Here is a 15,152-nt window from a genome sequence, read left to right on the forward strand (position 1 = left end):
AGCCACTCGTCCGGGCGACGCGCGGCGCACCTGGCGCGGGGGATGACACGAACGGCGGCAGGGCGGGTACGTACGTCTCCATGACACCTGAGCGACTTGACCCGGTGGTGCCCACGGCCACGTACCGGCTGCAGCTGCAGCCCGAGTTCCCCTTCGGAGCAGCCGCGGCCGTCGTGCCGTACCTGGCCTCGCTCGGCGTCTCGCACCTGCACCTGTCCCCCGTCCTGGAGGCGGTGCCGGGCTCGACGCACGGCTACGACGTCGTCGACCACGCGCGCGTGCGCGAGGAACTGGGCGGCGAGGAGGGGCTGCGGGCGCTGGCGCGCACCGCGCGCGAGCACGGGCTCGGCCTGGTGGTGGACATCGTGCCCAACCACATGGCCATGGCCCCGCGTCACAACCGGGCCCTGTGGGAGGTGCTGCGCGAGGGCCCGAAGTCGCCGTACGCGCGCTGGTTCGACATCGACTGGGAGGCGCAGGACGGGCAGGTGCTGCTGCCGGTCCTGGGCGGGCCGCTGGGCGAGGTGCTCGACGAGCTGCGCGTCGACGGTGACGTGCTGCGCTACTACGACCACGTCCTGCCGCTGCGCGAGGGCACCGAGGACCTGCCGCTGCCGCATCTGCTGGACGCGCAGTGGTACCGGCCGGTGTGGTGGCGGCTGGCCCGGACCGAGCTCAACTACCGGCGGTTCTTCAGCATCTCGGAGCTCATCGGGGTGCGGGTGGAGGACCCGGAGGTGTTCGAGGCCACCCACGACAAGATCCTCCGGCTGCTGCACGAGGGCGTGATCGACGGGCTGCGCATCGACCACCCCGACGGGCTCGCCGACCCCGACGGCTACCTCCGGCGGTTGCACGAGGCGACCGGGGGCCGCTGGACGGTCGTGGAGAAGATCCTCGCCGACGGCGAACGGCTGCCGGCGTCCTGGCCCGTCGCGGGGACCACCGGCTACGACGCCCTGCGGCACGTGGACGGGGTGTTCACGGACCCGGCCGGGTTCGGGGACCTGCTGGGGCGGTACCGGCGCTTCGCGGCCCCGCAGACGGACCGGGGCGGGCAGTGGGAGGCGACGGTGCGCCGGGCGGCGTACAAGGTCCTCACGCACGAGCTGGCGACCGAGACCGACCGGCTCACCCGGGTGGCGAGCCGGCTGTGCGCGACCTCCCCGGAGCCGGCGCTGCGCGACCGCGCCCCCTGGGCGCTGCGCACCGCGCTCCAGGAGCTCCTGGTCCGCATGGAGGTCTACCGGCCCTACGAGTCCTCCGACGCGGCGTCCGTGGTCACCGAGGAGGCCGCCGCCGAGGCCCGGCACGCCTTCGCCGTGCCCGAGGAGGCCGGTGCGGTGGACGTGGTGCGGGACCTGGTGCTGGGACGGTACGGCGACGAACCCGCCCACCTGGAGTTCCGGACACGGTTCGCGCAGACCTCCTCGGCGCTGCGGGCCAAGTCCGTGGAGGACACGGCGTTCTACCGGTACGTGCCGCTGCTGTCGGCGACCGAGGTGGGCGGGAACCCGGGCGCCCCCGCCCTGTCGCCGGAGGAGTTCCACGCGTACTGCGCGCGCGTGCAGCGCGACTGGCCCCTCACCGGGACGGTGGCCACGACGCACGACACCAAGCGCAGCGCGGATGTCCGCGCGGCGCTGCACGTGCTCACCGAGTGCCCGGACCGCTTCGCGGACGTGCTCGCGGAGGTGACCCGCACCGGGGAGGGCGTGCCGGACGCGCAGCTGGCGTGGGCCGCCTGGCAGACCGTGTTCGGGCTCGGGCCGGCCTCCGGGGTGCGGGAGCGGGTGCAGGGGGCGCTGCTGAAGCACGTGCGGGAGGCCGGCCTGTACACGAGCTGGACCGAGCAGGAGCCGCCGTACGAGAAGGCGGTGGAGCGGTTCGTGGCGGCCGGGCCCTGCGGGGCGCCGGGCGAGCGGATCGCCGCGTTCCGGGAGTCGCTGGCGCCGTACGTCCGGGCCAACGTGCTGGGCACGGCCCTGGTGCAGCTGACGATGCCGGGTGTCCCGGACGTCTACCAGGGCACGGAGGCCGAGTACCGGGCGCTGGTCGACCCGGACAACCGGCGGGCGGTGGACTTCCCGCCCGCGGAGTCCGGCGGCACCTCCGGGGAGAAGGCGGCGGTGACGAAGGCGGCCCTGGGGCTGCGGGCCCGGCGGCCCGGTGCCTTCGGTGACACGGCGACGTACATGGCGTTGCCGGCGGAGGGACCGGCGGCCGCGCACTGCCTGGCCTTCGTCCGCTCCGGTGAGGTGCTGACGGCCGTGACCCGCCTGTCCCTGCGGCTCGCGGAGGCCGGCGGCTGGCGGGACACACGGCTGCCGCTGCCGCCGGGCCGCTGGGCGGACGTGCTGGAGCCGGGGCGCGAGTTCTCGGGGCACGCGCGCTTGGAGGAGCTGTTCGAGGGGCTGCCGGTGGCGTTGCTGGAGAGGGTGGGCGACTGAGTTCAGGCGAGCGCGGACGACCGGGCCGAGCCGTCCTTCGGGCAGTCCTCGAACGCCGGCAGAGGGGCACGCGGGCGCGGCCAGGACGTCCGCAGCAGGTCGACGAACCTCTCCGCCGCGCCGGTCGGCGGCAGGCGCGAGAAGACCGTCAGGGTGCGCCTCCAGGCGGGGTCGGGGGTGAGGACGACGCAGCCTTCGCCGACCGCCTCGCGGGCGAGGTGGGCGGGCGCGGCGCAGACGCCGACCCCGGCAGCGGCCATCCGCACCGCAGTGGAGGTGTGCTCGGTGAACACGGCGGTGCGCGGGGTGAAGCCCGCGCGGCCGCACGCCCAGTCGAGGAAACGCTCTCCGTGGACGACGGGCTCCATCGCGCAGCGCACCCAGGGACGGTCGGCCAGTTCCGGCAGCGTGACCGTCGTCCGTCCCGCGAAGCGGTCGTCGAAGGGCACCACGAGAACGATCTCCTCCTGGCCGACCGGTACGACGGGGCCCGGCGGGTCGGCCGGCGCCGGGCCGACGGCGAGATCCACGGTGCCGCGCAGGATCTGCTCCTCCAGTGCCCCGGAGGTGGCGTACTCGTGGAGGTGCAGCAGCACGCGGGGGTGAGCGGCGCGCCAGCGGGCGAAGACGTCCGGGAGGACGCCGACGGCCACGGAGTGGACGGCGGCGATGTGGAGCTCGCCGCCCTCGGCACCGGCCGTGGCGCGGGCCGCGCGGCGGGCCTGGGCCGCGCTGCGCACGGCGAGCTCGGCGTGCGGCCGGAAGGCGCGCCCCATCGGTGTCAGGCGCACTCCCCGCGGCAGGCGCTCCAGGAGGGCTCCGCCCACGGACCGTTCGAGAGCTTTGACCTGGTGGGAGAGCGCGGGCTGCGAGACGTGCAGGAGCTCCGCCGCGCGCGTGAAGGACGCCTCCTCGACGACCGTCAGGAAGTACTCCATCTGGCGCAGGCTCACGGCCCCTCCCCCATAAACGCCCTGCATCGGTTCCACAAGAACATTGCCTTGGACGCATGGCAAGGGCCGGGCGGAGGCTGGGGCCATGGACTCACCGGACGTCATCGTCATCGGCGGCGGCACGGGCGGCTACAGCACCGCCCTGCGCGCCGCGGCCCTCGGCCTCGAGGTCGTGCTCGTCGAGCGGGACAAGGTCGGCGGGACGTGCCTGCACCGCGGCTGCATCCCCAGCAAGGCGATGCTGCACGCGGCCGAACTCGTCGACGGCATCGCCGAGGCCCGCGAACGCTGGGGTGTGAAGGCGACCGTGGACGCGGTCGACTGGTCCGCCCTGGTGGCCACCCGCGACGACATCGTGGCCCGCAACCATCGGGGTGTTCAGGCCCACCTGACGCGTGCGGGGGTGCGGGTGCTCGCGGGGAACGCGCGGCTCACAGGGCCGCGCTCGGTGCGGGTGACGGGCCCGGGCGCGGCGGGCGGCCACGCGGGGGTCCGCGGCGAACCCGGCGACCGTGAACTCACCGCGCGCCGCGGGCTGGTTCTGGCCACCGGCTCACGGCCACGCACGCTCCCGGGGCTCGAGCCGGACGGGCGGCGCGTGGTGACGAGCGACGACGCCCTCTTCGCCCCCGGGCTCCCGGCGTCCGTGCTGGTGCTCGGGGGCGGCGCGATCGGCGTGGAGTACGCCTCGCTCCACCGCTCCCTGGGCGCCGAGGTCACCCTGGTCGAGGCGGCCGACAGGATCGTGCCGCTGGAGGACGCGGAGGTGAGCCGGCATCTGACCCGGGGTCTGAAGAAGCGTGGCATCGACGTACGGGCCGGAGCCCGCCTGCTGGATGCCGAGGTCCTCGCCGACGGGGTGCGGGCCCGCGTGCGCACCGCCCGGGGCGAGACCTTCACGGTGGAGGCCGAGCGGCTGCTGGTGGCGGTCGGGCGGGCCCCGGTCACCGACGGTCTGGACGTGGCCGCCGCGGGGCTCGCCACGGACGCGCGCGGGTTCGTCGTACCGGCCGACTGGGACCGGCTGGAGACGGCTGTGCCCGGCATCCACGTGGTGGGCGACCTGTTGCCGCCGCCGTCGCCCGGCCTGGCCCACGCGTCGTTCGCGGAAGGGCTGCTGGCGGCCGAGACGCTGGCGGGCCTGCCGTCCGCGCCCGTGGACTACGCGGCCGTGCCCCGGGTCACGTACTCGTCGCCGCAGACGGCGGCCGTCGGCCTGAGCGAGGCCGAGGCACGCGCGCGGGGCTACGAGGTGGAGGCCAACACCATGCCGCTGACGGCCGTGGCGAAGGGCATGGTGCACGGGCAGGGCGGGATGGTGAAGGTCGTGACCGAGGCCGGCGGGCGGGTGCTCGGCGTGCACCTGGTGGGTCCGCACGTGTCGGAGATGATCGCCGAGAGCCAGCTGGTCGTCGGCTGGGACGCCGAGCCGTCCGACGTGGCCCGGCACGTCCACCCGCACCCGACCCTGTCCGAGGCGGTCGGCGAGGTGTTCCTCACCCTGGCGGGGCGAGGGCTGCACCAGCAGGAGGCGGCGAGCCACGCTTCCGGGCGCCCCCTGGAGACCACCCCGTCGCGCCCTTGACACCGCACCATGGCCGTGGGGTACTGCGATGGCGAACTCGGGCGGATGTGACGGGGGTGAGTGTCCTGCCGGAGCTGCGCTACCCGACGGTGACCGAACAGGTCTCAGCTGCCCGGGCGTTGACCGCTCAGCGCCCCGGTGTGTGCACCCTGCGGCAGGTGGGTGCCTCACGCGCGGGCAGGCCCCTGCACCTGCTGTCCGTGGGCCGTGCCCGCCGTGCCGTACTGGTGGTCGCCGGCGCCCACGCCAACGAGCCGACCGGCTCCTGCACCCTGCTCGCGGTCGCCCGGCGGGTCCTGGAGCAGCGGGAGTTGCGCGACGGCGTCTCCTGGCACTTCCTGTTGTGCGCGGACCCCGACGGGGCGAGCCTGCACGTGACGCCGGCGCCGCGCAGCCTCTTCGACTACCACCTGGGGTTCTTCCGGCCCGCCGGCCCGGAGCAGCCCGAGTGGGCGCCGTCCCTGCTGCCGCCGGACCGGCTGCCACCCGAGACCCGGGCCCTGACGGGTGTGATCGACGAGCTGCGCCCCTACCTTCAGGTCACCCTGCACGGCACGGACCTGGGCGGCAGCTGGGTGCAGTTGACGAGGGACGTGCCCGGCCTGGCGGAGCCGTTCGCGAAGTCGGCGGCCGAGCTGCACATCCCGGTGGAGACCGGCGCCTCCGACGCCGCCGGCTGGCCCGCGTCCGGGCCGGGCGTCCACGTCATGCCGGCGCCGGGGATCGGGCCGGCGTACCCGAGCCTGCCGGACGACGCGCGGCACAGCACCTGGTACCACGCCCACCGGTACGGGGGGCTGACCGCGGTGGTCGAAGTGCCGATGTGGGCGAGCGACCTGGTGGACGACCCGGCTCCGCATCCGGCTCCGGCGGCGGCGATCGCCCTGCTGGCCCGCCGACTGCAGCGGGACGCCCTGGAGGTCACGCGGGTGCTCGACCATGCGCTGCCCCGGCTGGCGGACCTGGACGGCCCGCTGCTGCGGGCCGCCCGGTGGGGTCTCGAACTGGTGCCGGGGCTGGCCTCCGACCTGCTGCACACCCCGCCCGCCGACCTCACCCGGGCGTACGTCGGCAGCGTGGACGCGTTCGCGCGCCGCGTGCCGCTGCGGGCGGCGGCGATGCTGCTGCGCGTGCTGCGCGGGGCCGACGACGAGGCGGCGAAGCAGCTCGAGGGGCTCGTCTCGTCCTGGAGCGACGCCTTCGCGGAACGCTTCCGCGCCCGCTGGGTGCCCTTGGAGCATCAGGTGGAGCACCAGTCCCGCACGGTCGTCGCGGCGGCGCTGCACGCGCGCGCGAGGGCGTCGTAGCGTCGTAGGGGCGGCCGTGCGGGGCGGCGACGTCCCGGTCACTCGGTCACCCGGGCACCGGGCGCCGGGCGCCTGTCATCGGGCACTCGACGCCGGGATCTTGGCGCCCTGGGCACTTGGCCCTCGGCCACGCGGGCACTCGGGCACTCGGGCACTCGGGCACTCGGGCACTCGGGCACTCGGGCACGGTCGAACGGCTACCGGCTCAGTCCTGCTGCACCGGCACCGGCTCGCCCGGGCCCGGGCACGCGCGGGCGTGCCGCCCGGCCAGTTCGAACGTGGCGAGCACCACGCGGGCCTGGTACTCCGCTTGCCGGGCCACCGGTATCCAGCGCGCCCCGCAGCCGTCGCGGTACTCGGCGCACCACTGGTCGATCAGCAGGTCCAGCTCCGGCAGCACCCCGGCCGGGTCACGGTCGGCGGCCCGTACGAGCTGGTGCAGCAGTCCCGCGGTGCGCAGCGCGAGCCGTCGCCCGGAGATGCGCAGGGCGACCAGATGGGCGGTGCTCAGGGGCGGGAGGGGATGGGCCGGACCGTCGCCGGTGTCGGGGTCCCAGGCGTCGGCGAGGCCGGGGCAGACCAGGAGGTAGTCGTCGACCGGGGCGAGCAGGCGGGCCGCGTCGGGCACGGTGGCGAGGTGCGGCCGGATCCGGGCAAGGAGCTGCCGCAGGAGACCCGTGTCGTGGCGCAGGGTGCGGCTGACGGCCCGGAGCACGGCGTCCCGGTCCGTGGCCGGGGAGCCGTCCGCCACGGCCGTCACGCCCCACATGGGCGCCTCGACGACCGCGGTGACGGTGCCGTGCCGGTAGGGGTGGTACCACGTGGACTCGACGGCGGCCTCCGTCATGGCCGCGACCAGATCGGCCCGGCGCGGCGGCGGGATCCGGTAGACGGCGGGCCCGAGGCCGGGCCAGTACAGGGCGTCGTACGCGCCGAGTTCGCGCGGTATGCCGAGCCGGGCGGCGACGTGGGCCTGGCGCCGGTCGAGGCCGGGCAGGTCGTGGGTGAGCTCGACGAAGCCGCCGCCGATGTCGACGCCGTGCAGGGAGCACTGCAGGAAGGGGCGCAGTTCGTCCTGGAGGTCGAGCAGGGCCCGGGTCTCCGGCAGGGCGGCGCCGGCCGCGCCGTCGGGCAGCCACTCGGGCTGCTCAAGGAAGCCGGGCCGGAAGAAGTTCCGGATGTAGTGGCCGAGCGTGTAGGGGCCGGGCAGCCAGCCCTCGTTGCGGCGCGACCCGTCCGGGTCGAGGCACAGCAGCAGGTTCCAGGTGGCGTCGGCGCCCTCGGTGAGCCGCGGGTCGGCCAGGGCCCGCTCGGCCAGTCGCAGCACCGTGGCGCCGCCCACCGGTTCGTTGGCGTGGGGGCCGGCCACGACCAGCGCCTGACGGTTGCCGTGCCCCACGGAGAGCAGCCACAGGGGGGTGCCCGCGCGGGAGGTGCCGACCCGGCGCAGCCGGGCGTCACGGGGGTGGCGGGCGACGAGGGCGGCGGCCCGGCCACCCAGTTCGTCGACGGTCGGGTAGCGCAGCAGGGGCGGCAGGGCACACCTCCCCAATGCGGTGCCGTCGGTTCACCAGGTGTAGATGGTGTACGCACAGTCAGTCACGACTCGAGGGGTACGTCAACACCGTCAACACCGCGGACCGCGATGGGATTTCGGCCACCTTCCCCGGACGCGCTTTCGGTAAGGCCCAGGCCAGAGCTGAGGCGTGGTTCCGTTTCCGGTCAGCCGGCCGACAGCCGGAAGGTCGGTCGACCGACGGCCGGAACATCATCCGGCCCACAGCCGGAAGGTCAGCCGGCCGACAGCCGGAACATCATCCGGCCCACAGCCGGAAGGTCAGCCGGCCGACAGCCGGAAGGTCATCCGCCCGAAGCCCACCTGGTCGCCCTCGCGGACGACGGCCGCGCCGACCACGCGCCTGCCGTTCACCGTCGTGCCGTTGGTGGACCCGAGGTCGCGCAGGACCCACAGGCCGCCCTGGTGACGGAGTTCGGCGTGCACGCGGGAGACCGTCTCGTGGTTGAGGCGCAGTCCGCTGGCCGGGTCGCGCCCTATGCGCAGCGGATGGCCGTGCGAGGGGTGGGGCAGCTGCAGCTTGGGCAGCCGCTCGGCCTGCCAGGCCCTGCGCAGCCGCAGGGAGAAGCCGGAGACGGCCTCGACGGTGCCGAACACCAGGCGCGAGAGGCGGCTCTCGGTGCGCAGGTCGGCGGTGAGCGCGGCGAGTTCGTCCGGGCGGCGGGCGGCGAGCGCCAGTTCCATGCGGTGGACGAACGTGTCGTGGGACAGACGGCCCACGGCGACGCCGTCGCGGAGCACCTTCAGCACCCGGTCGCGCTCCGCGTCGGAGAGCCGCGCGGGGGACGTGTTGAACTCGAAGGACGACGTCACGCTGGTGATTGTCGGACAGTGCGGCCGGGCTGTCCAGAAAACGGGAAATCGGCCGCCACGCGCGCGTACCCGGGTAGACCCGCCGCAAATGGGTGGATGCACCAGCGGATTGATCTCTTTTGACGCACCATGGACGGGCTACATCACGGTGAACAGACGAAGGGGAACCGTCCGTGCAGTTCGAGGTGTGGGCACCACAGGCCCGTCGTGTGACGCTCCGGTGCGACGACGTCACACGCGTGCTGGAGCGCGATCCGGAACGGGCGGGGTGGTGGTGGGGAGAGGCCGACGCGCGCGAGGGGTCCCGCTACGGCTTCGCGCTGGATGACGGGCGCGTGCTGCCCGATCCGCGTTCGCGGCGGCAGCCGGACGGCCCGGACGGGCTGAGCGCGGTCGTCGATCACGAGCGGTACCCGTGGCGCGCGCAGTGGCGGGGGCGCCCCCTGCCCGGCGCGGTGCTGTACGAGCTGCACGTGGGGACGTACACCCCCGAGGGCACCCTGGACGCGGCCGCCGAGCGGCTCGGGCATCTCGTCGAACTGGGCATCACGCATGTGCAGCTGATGCCGCTGTGCCCCTTCCCGGGCACGCACGGCTGGGGCTACGAGGGTGTCTCGCTGTGGGCGGTGCACGAGCCGTACGGCGGACCCGAGGCGCTGAAACGCTTCGTCGACCGGGCTCACGAACTCGGCCTGGGCGTGGTGCTCGACGTGGTGCACAACCACTTCGGGCCCTCCGGCAACTACCTGCCCGTCTTCGGCCCGTACCTCACGGACACCCACCACACGCCCTGGGGCGCCGCGGTCAACCTGGACGCGCCCGGCTCGGACGAGGTGCGCGCGTACCTGATCGGCAGCGCGCTGGCGTGGCTGCGCGACTACCGGATCGACGGTCTGCGCCTGGACGCGGTGCACGCGCTGGTGGACACGCGCGCGTGCCACTTCCTGGAGGAGCTGTCGACGGCCGTGGACGCCCTGGCCGCCGAGACGGACCGGCCGCTGTTCCTGGTCGCCGAGTCGGACCTGAACGACCCGCGGCTCATCACCTCCCGCACCGAGGGCGGCCTCGGGCTGCACGCGCAGTGGAACGACGACTTCCACCACACCCTGCACACCACCCTGACCGGCGAGTCGCAGGGCTACTACGCCGACTTCGCGCGCGCTGGGCTCGGCGGGCTCGCCAAGACCCTGACCGGCGGTTACTTCCACGACGGGTCGTACTCGAGTTTCCGCGAGCGGCACCACGGGCGCCCGCTGGACCGCACGCGGGTGGCCGGGCACCGGCTGCTCGGCTACGGCCAGACCCACGACCAGATCGGCAACCGCGCTCAGGGGGACCGGCTTTCGGCCCTTCTCTCCCCCGGACTGCTGGCGTGCGCGGCCACACTGATCCTGACGGCGCCCTTCACCCCGATGCTCTTCATGGGCGAGGAGTGGGCGGCGGGCACACCCTGGCAGTTCTTCACCGACCACACCGACCCGGAGCTCGCGGACGCCGTACGGCGGGGCAGGCGGCGGGAGTTCGCCGCGCACGGCTGGAAGGAGGAGGACGTGCCCAACCCGCAGGATCCGGCGACCCGGGACCGTTCCTGCCTCGACTGGTCCGAGCCGGAACGCGAGCCCCACGCACGCATGCTGGCCTGGTACCGGCAGCTCCTGGCCCTGCGCCACGAGCAGCCGGACCTGACCGACCCGGACCTCGCCGACACCAAGGTGGCCTACGACGAGGAGCGCCGCTGGATCGCCTTCCGGCGCGGGGACGTCCTCGTGGCCGTGAACCTGGCCTCCGAGGAGGCGGCCTTGCCGCTCGGCGTGCCCCACGCGCGCGTGCTGGCCGCGTGGGAGCCGGTGGACCGGCCCGGGGCGGACGGGGCGGTGCGGCTGCCCGGGGAGGCGGCCGTGGTGCTGCTGCAGGAGTGAACGCGCGGCGCGTCAGGGGAGTTTGGCGTCCTGCGCCTCGACGACGGGCGCGAGGAGCCCCGGCCTCGCGATGCGGGCCCCGCCGACCGCGGTGCAGACGGCGATGACGTCCCCGTGACGTACGACGGTGGTGCGGAGCGGCCGGGGTGTGCCGCCGTCGGGTGTGACGACGCCGCGGTAGGCGAGGGCCTCGTCGCCGACCGCGGGGGTGTCCTCGGGCTCGAACGGGTCGTACAGCTCGCTCCTGCCGTGCGCCTGGACGGTGAAGCCGAGGGAGCAGCCCTGCACGGCGTCGGCGAGGAGGCTGTCCATCGCCGTCACCGCCCCGCCCTTGTCGTAGGTGGCGAGCGTGACGTGGATGCGGGTGCCGGGGGCCTCCCGGGTCGTCACGAGGCGGCTCAGGGCGGCCTGCGGCCTGCCGAGGGGCAACTGGTGCGTCATGGCGGCCAGCGGGGTGCAGGCGTTGCCGGTGATCTCTCGCGCGGACCGGGCGAAGACGGGCTTCTCCTCGACCGGGTCGAAGGGCCGCACGGAGTAGCCGGTGCCGAGGTCGGCCGCCGTGACCACGAGCGCGGTGAGGCGCTGCTGCGGTGTCTGCTGCCGGGCCGGGGACGCCGTGGTGCCCGGCGCGGTGGGCGCAGTGCCGGAGCAGCCGGCCAGGCACGTGAGGGCGGCTGCGGTCAGCAGGGACACGGCCGCGACGCTGGGCTTCATGCGCGGAGGATAGCCGTACGGCATCGCGGCGCCGGGCCCGCTACGGGACGTCGTCGGCGTCCCCCAGGTCCGTCACCCGTTCCAGCAGGATCGGCTCCCAGGCGCGGCGCAGCCGGGTCCGCAGCAGGGTGGCGTCCTCGCCGGTGAGGTCGCCGGCGAGATGGACCACGGCGTCGCAGCGGGCGAGCCACAGGCCGCGCAGGCAGGGGCGGGCGCCGTAGCCGGCGAGGGTGGCGGCGCGTACGGCGGCGGGTGAGCCGACGGCGAGGGCGAGACCCGCGATGTCCTCGGCCGGGTCACCGACGGCCGTGCCCGCCCAGCCGAGCACGCCGCGCACCCTGCCGTCGGCGCTGACCACGAGGTGACCGCCCGTGAGGGCGTGGTGGGTGAGGACCGCCGAGCCGGGCTGCGCGGCGAGCTGGGACGCGGCGGGCGGGGTGAGCTGGTTCAGGCGGGTGGGGTCGAACTCGTCGGCGGCGGCGAGACGTTCGGCGGCGCGTACGGCGGCCCGGCGCAGCGCCTCCAGGGAGCGCGGCGCGGCGCGCGGCACGCCGAGCGTCTCGGCCTGCCGGACCGGCACCTCGCGCAGGCCCGTGAGGAGGCCGGCGAGGTCGGCCTCACCGACGGCGGACACGTCGTGCTCCTCCCCCGAGCCGCCGGGCACCTTGGTGTCCAGCGTGTAGCCGAGGCCGGGTGCCCACTCGCCGTGCGCGACGCTGACCGGCACCGCCACCGGGACGTGCGGGCGGACGAGGTCGCGCAGGCGCAGTTCGCGGCGCTGTTGGAGGGTGGCCTCCCGGTCGGGGGCCAGGCGCAGGACGTGGCGGGTGCCGACCCACCAGGTGACGGGTTCGGCATCCGGGGTGGCGGGCCGGACGTCGGGGCCGGGGCCGCTTCCGCCCTGCCGGTTCTCCTTGCCGCCCCTGCCGCTCCTGCCGCTCGTGGCGTCCTTGGCGTTCTTGCCTTCCTTGGCGTCGTCGAGGAGGGACTGGACCAGCCGGCGGACGGTGTCCGCGGTGGGTGTGGGTGCCTGGGTCATGGTCGCGCCGTTGCCGTTCGGGAGGCGTGCTGGGGACATCGGGGCCTCACTCCACTATGACCAGCTCGCGTGGGGTGGTGTTCAGGCGTCGCCCGCCGTCCTCGGTGACGGTCACGATGTCCTCGATGCGGACCCCGAACCGGCCGGGCAGGTAGATGCCCGGTTCCACGGAGAAGCACATGCCGGGCACGAGGGGCCGCTCCTCGCCCTCGATCATGTAGGGCGGCTCGTGGGTGGTGACGCCGATCCCGTGTCCGGTGCGGTGGATGAAGTACTCGCCGTAGCCGGCGTCGGCGATGACCCGGCGGGCGGCCCGGTCCACGTCCTGGCAGGCCGCTCCGGGCCGCACCGCGCGGAAGCCGGCCTCCTGCGCATCGCGTACGACGGCGTGCACGCGGCGCTCCTCGTCGGTGGGTTCGCCGACGTGGACGGTGCGGGAGGTGTCGGAGCCGTAGCCGTCCCGCAGGCCGCCGAAGTCGAGGACGACCATGTCACCCCGGGCGATGACGCGCTCGCCCGCCTCGTGGTGCGGGTTGGCGCCGTTCGGGCCCGAGGCGACGATGGTGAAGTCGACCTGTTGGTGTCCGTGCCGGCGCAGCAGCCGGTCGAGGTCCGCGGCGACTTCTGCTTCCCGGCGTCCGGTGAAGGGGACGTTGCGGATCTCCTCGAACGTCGCGTCGGCGGCGGCTCCCGCGGCCGTCATGAGGTCCAGCTCCGCCGCGTCCTTGACGGCGCGCAGCATGGGCAGGGCCTCGGTGAGCGAGGCGTAGGAGCTGCCGGGCAGGGCCCGCTGGAGGGCCAGCAGGTGCAGGGCCCAGGCGTTGTCGCTGATGCCGAACCGGCCCGAGGTGTCCAGGAGGGCGGCGGTGGCGGCGTAGGGGTCCTTGCCGTCGATCCAGTCGCGCAGGGTCAGCGCGGCCGCACCGGCCGCCCGGCGCGCGTCCGGGGCCTCCAGGGCGGGGACGACCAGGACGGGTTCCTGCCCCGCGGCGAGGACCAGCAGGGTGAGCCGCTCGGTGACCGCCGGGGGCGTGTAGCCGGTGAGCCACACCAGGTCCGGTCCCGGGGCGACCAGCAGGCCCGCGAGACCGGCCTCGGCGGCCGTGCGCGCGGCTCGCTCCATGCGGGCCCGGTAGTCGTCGGCGGTGAAGGACGCTGCCGTGCTTCCGGTCATCCGGGCCTCCCAGGCGGACGAAGGGGCTACGGGCAGCATCCTGCCCGGCCGAAGGGGGCGGCGCGAGCGGTCTGCGGGCATTCACCCGGCGACCTGCCTAACGGCAGTGGATTGCCCTGGCATTAGACCTAATGCTTAGATGCAGATCTTCCATTAGCGTTCGATCGAGGGGGCGTACGACGGTGCTGGTACTGGCACACATCAGCGATCTGCATCTGGACGGGAGCGCACGGGCCACGGAACGCGCCGAGCGGGTGCGCGACCGTCTGCGGGAGCTGCCGGGCCCCGTGGACGCGCTGCTGGTGACGGGGGACATCGCGGAGCACGGCACGGAACCCGAGTACGAGGAGGCCGCCCGCATCCTGGGGCTGCGCGGCGGTGACGCCCCGTTCCCGGTGCTGACCTGCCCCGGCAACCACGACAGCCGTACGCCCTACCGCAAGGCGCTGCTGGACCGGCCCGGGGGCGAGGGGCCGGTCAACAGCGTGCAGGTCTGCGACGACGGCGCCGTGCTGATGTGCGACTCCAGCATCCCGGGCCGAGACGACGGGGAGCTGGACGAGGAGACGTACGACTGGATCGAGACGACCCTCGACGAACTCGACGACGGGCTTTCGGCCCTGCTCGTCCTCCATCACCCGCCGGTGGCGCTGCACCACCCCCTGCCCGACTCCTACCCGCTGCGGCACCCCGGCCGGCTGGCCGGTCTGCTGGGCCGCCAGCCCGAGATCGCCGGGCTGATCACCGGCCACGCCCACACCCCCGCCGCCACCACGTTCGCCGGGCGGCCGTTGGTCGTCGGGCCCGGCGTGACATGGACGCTGCGGCTGCCCTGGGAGGGCGAGCGGATCGCGGACCGGGAGGCCCCGCCCGGGTTCGCCCTCCACGTCCTGGACGACTCGGGCCGGCTCACGAGCCACTTCCGCGTCGTGCCGTGAGGGCGCGGTTCACGCGGCGACGGCCGGTACGAGTGTCAGCTGCTCGTAGCCGCCGCTGCGGTGGCGGACCGTCAGCCTGACCTCGGAACCCGGGCGGGCGCGGGCGACGGCCCGGGCCAGATCGGCGGCCGTGTCGATCCGGGTCGTGCCGAAGGCGAGGAGGACGTCGCCGCGCACCAGACCGGCGGCCTGGGCCGGTCCGGGGACGTGCAGTCCCACGACCACGGCCCCCGGCTTGCGGGCGTCCATGACCTGCACGCCGAGGGAGGCGGCGGCGGGCGGCGAGGCGGCAAAGACAGGTGAGGGAACGGGAGGTGACGGAGTGTGCCATCCGCGTGGGTCGAGGCGCCCGCCCTTGCCGAGCACCGTGGTCCCCATCGCCCCGAGGCCGATCCCGGACAGCACCAGGACCACGCCGGCGAACCCGGCGAGCAGCACGTTGAGGAGGCGCCTCCCCCGGCGCCGGGCGGCGTGCGGGCGCGTCCGTGACGGGCCGGGCCCCGCCGCCGGCGCGGCGCGGCCGGGGTCCTGCCCCGGCATCGGCTTGGGTCGCAGCGCGGTCTGTTCCATGGCTCGCCTCCGGATGGTGCCGATCGGCTCCGGCGGACAGCGGAGCGATCTCGGCAGGTGCTCTACCCGGCGCACCGGCGGCCGACGAGCCACGAACGAGTGAGACTGACCGAG

General features: G+C 74.8%; 12 protein-coding genes. 5 read left to right on the plus strand and 7 right to left on the minus strand.

The features are described from left to right. Nucleotides 1–80: 80 nt before the first annotated feature. On the plus strand, nt 81–2,450 hold the full coding sequence (treY, locus tag FDO69_RS03875) for a malto-oligosyltrehalose synthase (RefSeq protein ID WP_104778203.1): 2,370 nt from the start codon (nt 81–83) through the stop codon (nt 2,448–2,450). Nucleotides 2,451–2,452: 2 nt separating this feature from the next. On the opposite strand, the gene FDO69_RS03880 is transcribed toward treY, so the two are convergent. Further along, nucleotides 2,453–3,403, minus strand: a complete 951-nt coding sequence (locus FDO69_RS03880) for a LysR family transcriptional regulator (protein ID WP_104778205.1) — start codon at nt 3,401–3,403, stop codon at nt 2,453–2,455. An 85-nt stretch (nt 3,404–3,488) separates the two neighbouring features. Between FDO69_RS03880 and lpdA the strand changes: the two genes are divergently transcribed. Then, on the plus strand, nt 3,489–4,988 hold the full coding sequence (gene lpdA, locus FDO69_RS03885) for a dihydrolipoyl dehydrogenase (RefSeq protein WP_104778207.1): 1,500 nt from the start codon (nt 3,489–3,491) through the stop codon (nt 4,986–4,988). Between the two features lie 56 nt (nt 4,989–5,044). Beyond that, on the plus strand, nt 5,045–6,295 hold the full coding sequence (locus tag FDO69_RS03890; protein WP_104778208.1) for a M14 family zinc carboxypeptidase: 1,251 nt from the start codon (nt 5,045–5,047) through the stop codon (nt 6,293–6,295). A 205-nt stretch (nt 6,296–6,500) separates the two neighbouring features. Here FDO69_RS03890 and FDO69_RS03895 read toward each other — a convergent pair whose 3' ends face one another. Further along, nucleotides 6,501–7,847 (minus strand): M14 family zinc carboxypeptidase, encoded by a 1,347-nt coding sequence (locus FDO69_RS03895; protein WP_104778210.1) that lies wholly within the window; start codon nt 7,845–7,847, stop codon nt 6,501–6,503. Nucleotides 7,848–8,132: 285 nt separating this feature from the next. Further along, nucleotides 8,133–8,684 (minus strand): DUF1707 and FHA domain-containing protein, encoded by a 552-nt coding sequence (locus FDO69_RS03900; protein ID WP_104778212.1) that lies wholly within the window; start codon nt 8,682–8,684, stop codon nt 8,133–8,135. A 173-nt stretch (nt 8,685–8,857) separates the two neighbouring features. On the opposite strand from FDO69_RS03900, the gene treZ reads away from it, so the two are divergent. Then, complete coding sequence (treZ, locus tag FDO69_RS03905) at nt 8,858–10,603, plus strand: malto-oligosyltrehalose trehalohydrolase (protein ID WP_104778214.1); 1,746 nt, start codon at nt 8,858–8,860, stop codon at nt 10,601–10,603. Between the two features lie 12 nt (nt 10,604–10,615). On the opposite strand, the gene FDO69_RS03910 is transcribed toward treZ, so the two are convergent. The 3 genes from FDO69_RS03910 to FDO69_RS03920 are packed head-to-tail and all read right to left on the minus strand — an operon-like array spanning nt 10,616 to nt 13,530. Beyond that, the gene (locus tag FDO69_RS03910; protein ID WP_138430050.1) at nt 10,616–11,317 is read right to left on the minus strand and encodes a hypothetical protein; all 702 of its coding nucleotides are present in this window, start codon (nt 11,315–11,317) and stop codon (nt 10,616–10,618) included. 40 nt (nt 11,318–11,357) lie between these two features. Beyond that, nucleotides 11,358–12,356, minus strand: coding sequence for an aminoglycoside phosphotransferase family protein (locus FDO69_RS03915; RefSeq protein WP_104778487.1), 999 nt, complete (start codon nt 12,354–12,356; stop codon nt 11,358–11,360). Between the two features lie 46 nt (nt 12,357–12,402). Continuing rightward, nucleotides 12,403–13,530 carry a M24 family metallopeptidase gene (locus FDO69_RS03920; protein WP_104778218.1) on the minus strand — a complete coding sequence of 376 codons (1,128 nt, stop codon included), beginning with the start codon at nt 13,528–13,530 and terminating at the stop codon, nt 12,403–12,405. Nucleotides 13,531–13,712: 182 nt separating this feature from the next. On the opposite strand from FDO69_RS03920, the gene FDO69_RS03925 reads away from it, so the two are divergent. Beyond that, nucleotides 13,713–14,468, plus strand: a complete 756-nt coding sequence (locus tag FDO69_RS03925; RefSeq protein WP_170320833.1) for a metallophosphoesterase — start codon at nt 13,713–13,715, stop codon at nt 14,466–14,468. A gap of 9 nt (nt 14,469–14,477) precedes the next feature. Here the strand turns inward: FDO69_RS03925 and FDO69_RS03930 are convergent, their stop codons facing one another. After that, nucleotides 14,478–15,038 carry a PDZ domain-containing protein gene (locus FDO69_RS03930; RefSeq protein WP_104778222.1) on the minus strand — a complete coding sequence of 187 codons (561 nt, stop codon included), beginning with the start codon at nt 15,036–15,038 and terminating at the stop codon, nt 14,478–14,480. Nucleotides 15,039–15,152 lie beyond the last annotated feature (114 nt).

The sequence above is a fragment of the Streptomyces tibetensis genome (assembly GCF_007655005.1).
GTDB lineage: Bacteria > Actinomycetota > Actinomycetes > Streptomycetales > Streptomycetaceae > Streptomyces > Streptomyces tibetensis.

Bases quoted from the DNA above. Each gene is read 5' to 3' on its own strand.
- treY (WP_104778203.1), top strand. From the start codon at position 81: ATGACACCTGAGCGACTTGACCCGGTGGTGCCCACGGCCACGTACCGG.
- lpdA (WP_104778207.1), top strand. From the start codon at position 3,489: ATGGACTCACCGGACGTCATCGTCATCGGCGGCGGCACGGGCGGCTAC.
- FDO69_RS03910 (WP_138430050.1), bottom strand. From the start codon at position 11,317: ATGAAGCCCAGCGTCGCGGCCGTGTCCCTGCTGACCGCAGCCGCCCTC.
- FDO69_RS03915 (WP_104778487.1), bottom strand. From the start codon at position 12,356: ATGACCCAGGCACCCACACCCACCGCGGACACCGTCCGCCGGCTGGTC.
- FDO69_RS03920 (WP_104778218.1), bottom strand. From the start codon at position 13,530: ATGACCGGAAGCACGGCAGCGTCCTTCACCGCCGACGACTACCGGGCC.
- FDO69_RS03930 (WP_104778222.1), bottom strand. From the start codon at position 15,038: ATGGAACAGACCGCGCTGCGACCCAAGCCGATGCCGGGGCAGGACCCC.